The following is a 5663-nucleotide window of genomic DNA, read 5'->3' on the forward strand; positions in this document are numbered from 1 at the left end:
ACGGTTGGCCTGACGCTCGGCGAGGGAGTGGCGCTTGTCGTACTCCTTCTTGCCGCGGGCCAGGGCGATCTCGATCTTGGCGCGGCCGTCCTTGAAGTAGAGGCTGAGCGGCACGATGGTGTAGCCCTTGTCGCTGACCTTGCGCTCGATCTTGTCGATCTCCACGCGGTTGAGGAGCAGCTTGCGCTTGCGGCGAGCGGCGTGGTTGGTCCACGTGCCTTGCGCGTATTCGGAGATGTGGACGCCGTGCAGCCAGACCTCGCCGTTGTCGATGTCGACGAAGCCGTCGACCAGGCTCGCGCGGCCCTCGCGCAGGGACTTCACCTCGGTCCCCTGGAGCACCAGACCGGCCTCCCAGGTGTCCTCGATGTGGAAGTCGTGGCGGGCCTTCTTGTTCTGGGCGATCAGGCGATTGCGCTGATCCTTCTCCTTGGCGGCCATCCGGCCATCTTCTCAGACGCCTCAACCGGGTTTGACCACCCGCCGGACACCCGCGAGCGGTCACACAGCCACATTCCTGATCTGGAAAAGGTGGCTCACGCGCCGCTCGAACTGGACTGGGGCTGGGGCGAGACCTCAGAAGTAGTCGGCGGGATTGACGGCCCTGCCGTTGGCCATCACGGTGAAGTGCAGGTGACAGGCGGTGGACCAGCCGGTGTCGCCGACGTAGCCGACGATCTCGCCGCGCTGCACGCGGGTGCCGGTGCCGACGGTGTAGCGCGAGGCGTGGTTGTAGATCGTCGCGACACCGGCGCCGGCCAGGGCGCCGTGGTCGATGATCAGCCGGTTGCCGTAGACGTCGCTCCAGTAGGACGAGATGACGACTCCGGACTCGGCCGCGACGATCGGCTGCGCACAGCCGCCACCGAAGTCCACCCCGTCGTGGAGCCCCCAGTAGCCGTAGATCGGGTGCGTCCGGTAGCCGAAGGGCGACGTCACTCCTCCACCGACGGGCATCTGGAGGAGCCCGGACGTCGGACCCACCCGGGCGTTCGTGGCAGCCTGGGAGTTCGCGGCGGCGGCTGCGGCGGCCTTGGCGCGCGCCCGACGCAGGGCCGCGGCGGCGCGCTTGCGCAGCATCTCCTCGATCCGTGCCTTCTGGCGCTCGGTCTCCTTGAGCTTGCGGAGATCCCGGGCCCGGGCGCGGGCCGCGTCGTCCTGCGCGGACGCGCGCTCCCCCACCAGGGCCACCACGTCGGTCTTGGCGTCGGCGGCCTCGGCTTCGAGCGCCACCATCGTGGCGAGGTTCTCGGCGGCCGCTTCGCGCTTGAGCGCGACATCGTCGCGAGCGTCCTCGACCTGGTCCTCGTTGACGGCGAGCAGCACCTCGGAAGCCTGGAGCTTGTCGTAGTCGCGGGTCTGCGTGTCCACCATGATCGCGCTGATCTCCGCGCGTCGCGAGAGGTCCTGGGCCGACTCCGCATCGATCAACGAGGCGAAGGCCACCAGGTCGGGGTCACCCTCCATGTAGAGACGGGTGATGGTGTCGCCGACGAGGTCGCGCTGCACGGCGACGTCTTCCTGTCCCGCCTCGAGATCGCTCTGGGCCTGGGCGAGCGCCGCCTCGGCCTGGGCGAGCTCGGCCTGCATCAGGGCGTCGCGCTCCTGGGCGACGGCCAGCTTGCCGCGGGCGGTCGCGAGCGCCGTACGCGCGTCAGCGAGCTGTGTCTTCGCCTCCGCCAGCCGGGCGCTGGCCCGCCGGAGCTCCTTGCTGGACTCCTGGACGTCGTCGTGGGCGCGGTTGATCTCCTTCTCGACGGCCTTCTGCTTGTCCTTGAGATCGTCGGCGAAGGCTGGGTGAGAGATCGGGACGGTGAGCGCGCCCAGCGCCAGGGCAGCCGCAGCGGCTGCTGCGGCCATGCGGCTGCGGGCGGTACGGGGGAAGGATCGCACCGGGAGGCCTTACTTTGCGTTCGGGGAAGGGAACGCCTCGAAGGTATCCCGCTCGGCTCACACTTTGAGGTATTTGCGTGTCAGCACGAGTGTCGGAAGCACGGTGAGCAACGGTCCGAGCACGGCGATGACCACAACCGCGACCACATACTGCTCCATCCCGATCCACGGGATGAACTGCAGCCGGTCCTGGCCACGCTGCTCGATGCCGAAGTACATGAACGCCGCCAGCGCCCCGGTTGCGAGCAGTACGCCGAGGAGTGCCGTGACGAGGGCCTCGAGCAGGAACGGCAGCGCGATGTAGAGCGTGGAGGCGCCCACCAGGCGCATGATGCCGATCTCCTTGCGCCGCGCGAAGGCCGCAAGGCGGATCGTGTTGGCCACGAGCAGCAGGGCGGCCACGACCAGGAAGGCTGCCGTGGCGATGGAGAACTTCGTCAGGGTGTCGATCGTGCCGACGATCGGCTCGATGTAGCGGCGCATGTCGCGGATGCCGGCGACTCCGTCGAGGCCCTTCACCGCGCTGACGATGCCCTGGTACTCCTCCGGTTCCTCGAGCTCCACCCAGAGTGACTCGGGCATGTCCTCGGCGGTGAGGACGGCGTTCTCACCCTCGAACTTCTCCGGACCGTAGAGCTCCTTGACCTTGGCGAACGCCTGCTCCTTCGTCTCTAGGTCCCAGCCGGCAGCCTCCGGGTTCTCGTCGATGACCGCAGTGACGGCGTCGCGCTGGGCGTCGGTGACCTCGCTGGCGCAGGCCGGGTTGCTGTCCTCGGCGTTGCAGAGGGCCACCTGGATCTGGAGCTGGCTGCCCCAGTGAGCGGCGGCCTTGTCGGCCTGCAACTGGAAGAGCACCCCCAGCCCGACGAGGGTCAGCGAGACGAAGAGGGTCAGGATCACCGCGATGTGCATGGAGAGGTTGCGTCGAAGACCGTTGCCGAGCTCGGAGAAGACGTAGCGAAGCTGCATGGAGAGGTGTCAGTCCTTGGTGTCGGGGAAGACGGGAGGTCAGCCGAAGAAATCAGTTGGAGAAGCCGTAGACGCCCTGGGCCTGGTCGCGCACCACGCGCCCGTGCTCGAGCTCGATGACGCGCTTGCGCATCTGGTCGACGATGCCGGCGTCGTGGGTGGCCATGACGACGGTCGTGCCGGTGCGGTTGATCCGGTCGAGGAGCTTCATGATCCCCACCGACGTGGTGGGGTCCAGGTTGCCCGTGGGCTCGTCGGCGATCAGGATCTTGGGCCGGTTGACGAAGGCCCGGGCGATCGCGACGCGCTGCTGCTCACCACCGGAGAGCTCGTCGGGCAGGCGCTCGCCCTTGCCGGTCAGGCCGACCATCTCCAGGGTCTCCGGCACCAGCTTGTCGATCTCGCTGCGGGACTTGCCGATGACCTGGAGGGCGAAGGCGACGTTCTCGGTGACCGTCTTGTTGCCGAGCAGGCGGAAGTCCTGGAAGACGGTGCCGATCTCGCGGCGCAGGCGCGGCACCTTCCAGCTCGCGAGCCGGTTGATCTCCTTGCCCGCGACGTAGACCCGACCCGACGTGGCGCGGTATTCACGCAGCACCAGCCGCAGGAAGGTCGACTTGCCGGATCCCGACGAGCCGACGAGGAAGATGAACTCGCCCTTGTCGACGTCGACGCTCACCTGGTCGAGCGCGGCGTGGGCATGGCCGGGGTAGGTCTTGGTCACCTTCTCGAAGCGAATCACGCCACCGAGGCTACGCGCTGGACCCAGCAGATCCCGAGACCACGCGGCCTGGGTGCCTCGTTTCGTCCCCGGGCGGTGCGCAGCAGGCCATGGGACGGAACGAGACACCTAAGGTGGCGTCGTGCTCGTCTCACCTCGTACGCCGAAGCGCCGCCGCTCCTCCGGACCGGCAACCGCGATCGTCGGCGTGCTGCTGATGACGACCGCCGCGTGCTCGGCAGACCCGGAGGCGGACAAGCCCTCGACGGAGTCCACCGAAGCCACCGTCGAGTCGACTCCGCTCGCCGCCTACGACACCTCGGAGGTCACGGTTGTCCGGGCCGCCTTCTGCGACCGGATCAGCGACAGCGCGATCGCTGTGGCGCTCGGGAGCGCTGCGAGCGACGAGCATTCGTGGCAGCCCGGAGGTCGGCTGCCCGGCAGCAAGGACATCGGCAACGAGTTCGGCTGCTCCTGGACGGCAGGTCAGGTGACGGCGCGCGCGTGGGTCTTCGCTCCGCCGATCACCGCGGAGCGCGCCGAGGACCTCGTCTCCGAGAGCGTGGGCCCCAAGTGCACGCCGCGGAGGTCGGCTCCGCCGCTCGGAGGGCCTGGCCTCGCCCAGAGCTGCAGGCTCAACACCGGCGCCGGCCCGGTCGGCATCTCGGGCCTGGTCGGCGACGCCTGGGTGAGCTGCGAGATCAACGGTCGCGACGACGCGGACGTCGGGCTCGTCGGGGAGTGGTGCGTCGTCGTACTCGAGGCACTTCGCGGGACGTAGACGTCCCGATCAACGAGGATGCAGCCGGACGGACCCGCAGAGCGTGGTCCCTCCAGTGGCAGCCTCCTGACACTGGGGACGGCATGGAGCCAACCGCAGAGCGCGACTTCACCGCGTTCTACGACGCCACCTGGCGACGCACGGTGGCCGTGGCCTCTGCGATGACAGGTGACCTGGCCGCCGCCGAGGACCTGGCTTAGGAGGCCTACAGCCGGGCCTGGGCGCGCTGGTCGTCCCCGAAGACGTACGACGTCCCGGGGGCCTGGGTCCGGCAGGTCACCAGCCGACTGGCGGTCAGCCGCTGGCGGCGTACGAAGACAGCGATGAACCACCTCGCGCGGTCCCGACCGCCCGAGCACGCGACGCCACCGAGCGAGACGTCGGTCGTCCTGGTCCGGGCCCTGCGCACGTTGCCGGAAGCGCAGCGCCGGGCCCTGGTGCTCCATCGCCTCGGGGAGCTCCCGTCGCCGAGGTCGCCCGGATCGAGAGCTGCCCGGAGGGCACCACGTGGGTTGCGACGTCGCGAGTCGGAACCGTGTGGACCGTCCAGGACGCCGAAGCGCTCGGAGTGCTGAGTGCACGAGATGCCGTCGACCCTCCCGACGATGTCAGTGGCGACGTGTTCGACATGCTGACCGCGGCCTCGGACGACAGACCTCGTCCGTAGTCACTCCCCGATGAAGCGTCAGGCGTCAGCCTTGTCGGCGCCGACGCGCCAGCGGATGCCCGCCTCGATGAACGGGTCCAGGTCGCCGTCGAAGACCGCGCTGGGGTTGCCGCTCTCGTAGCCGGTGCGCAGGTCCTTGACGACCTGGTAGGGGTTGAGCACGTAGTTGCGCATCTGGTCGCCCCATGACGCCTGGACGTCACCGCGCATCCCGTCGAGGTGGGCCTTCTCCTCGGCCTTCTTGCGGGCCAGCAGCTTGGCCTTGAGCACGACCATCGCGCTGGCCTTGTTCTGCAGCTGGCTCTTCTCGTTCTGGCAGGACACCACCGTGCCGGTGGGCAGGTGGGTCAGGCGCACGGCGGAGTCGGTGGTGTTGACCGACTGGCCACCGGGGCCACCGGAGCGGTAGACGTCGACGCGGATCTCCTCGTCGGGGACCTCGATCTCGTCGGTCTGCTCCAGCACGGGCACGACCTCGACGGCCGCGAAGCTGGTCTGGCGGCGGCCCTGGTTGTCGAAGGGGCTGATCCGCACGAGGCGGTGGGTGCCGGACTCGACGCTGAGCGTGCCGTAGGCGTACGGCGCGTGGATGGCGAAGGTGGCCGACTTCAGGCCGGCCTCCTCGGCGTAGG

General features: G+C 69.0%; 7 protein-coding genes. 1 reads left to right on the plus strand and 6 read right to left on the minus strand.

Translation table 11 applies throughout. The features are described 5' to 3' along the window. The 4 genes from smpB to ftsE form a co-directional block, all read right to left on the minus strand. Positions 1-441, minus strand: a 441-nt coding sequence (smpB, locus tag JWN68_RS17905) for an SsrA-binding protein SmpB (RefSeq protein WP_297741472.1), incomplete at its 3' end; no start/stop codon positions are given. A 135-nt stretch (positions 442-576) separates the two neighbouring features. Next, positions 577-1893, minus strand: coding sequence for a M23 family metallopeptidase (locus JWN68_RS17910; RefSeq protein WP_297741474.1), 1317 nt, complete (start codon positions 1891-1893; stop codon positions 577-579). A gap of 57 nt (positions 1894-1950) precedes the next feature. Then, a complete protein-coding gene (gene ftsX, locus JWN68_RS17915; RefSeq protein ID WP_297741476.1) occupies positions 1951-2862 on the minus strand; it encodes a permease-like cell division protein FtsX in 912 nt (303 codons plus the stop codon). Positions 2863-2914: 52 nt separating this feature from the next. Then, complete coding sequence (gene ftsE / locus JWN68_RS17920) at positions 2915-3604, minus strand: cell division ATP-binding protein FtsE (RefSeq protein ID WP_297741478.1); 690 nt, start codon at positions 3602-3604, stop codon at positions 2915-2917. A 121-nt stretch (positions 3605-3725) separates the two neighbouring features. Here ftsE and JWN68_RS17925 point away from each other — a divergent pair, with 121 nt between their 5' ends. Further along, a complete protein-coding gene (locus JWN68_RS17925; RefSeq protein WP_297741481.1) occupies positions 3726-4364 on the plus strand; it encodes a hypothetical protein in 639 nt (212 codons plus the stop codon). Positions 4365-4569: 205 nt separating this feature from the next. On the opposite strand, the gene JWN68_RS17930 is transcribed toward JWN68_RS17925, so the two are convergent. Continuing rightward, positions 4570-4773 carry a hypothetical protein gene (locus JWN68_RS17930; protein WP_297741483.1) on the minus strand — a complete coding sequence of 68 codons (204 nt, stop codon included), beginning with the start codon at positions 4771-4773 and terminating at the stop codon, positions 4570-4572. Between the two features lie 276 nt (positions 4774-5049). After that, on the minus strand, positions 5050-5663 hold a 614-nt coding region (locus tag JWN68_RS17935; RefSeq protein ID WP_297741486.1), incomplete at its 5' end, for a peptide chain release factor-like protein.

It is taken from the genome of Nocardioides sp. (assembly GCF_025964975.1).
Lineage (GTDB): Bacteria > Actinomycetota > Actinomycetes > Propionibacteriales > Nocardioidaceae > Nocardioides.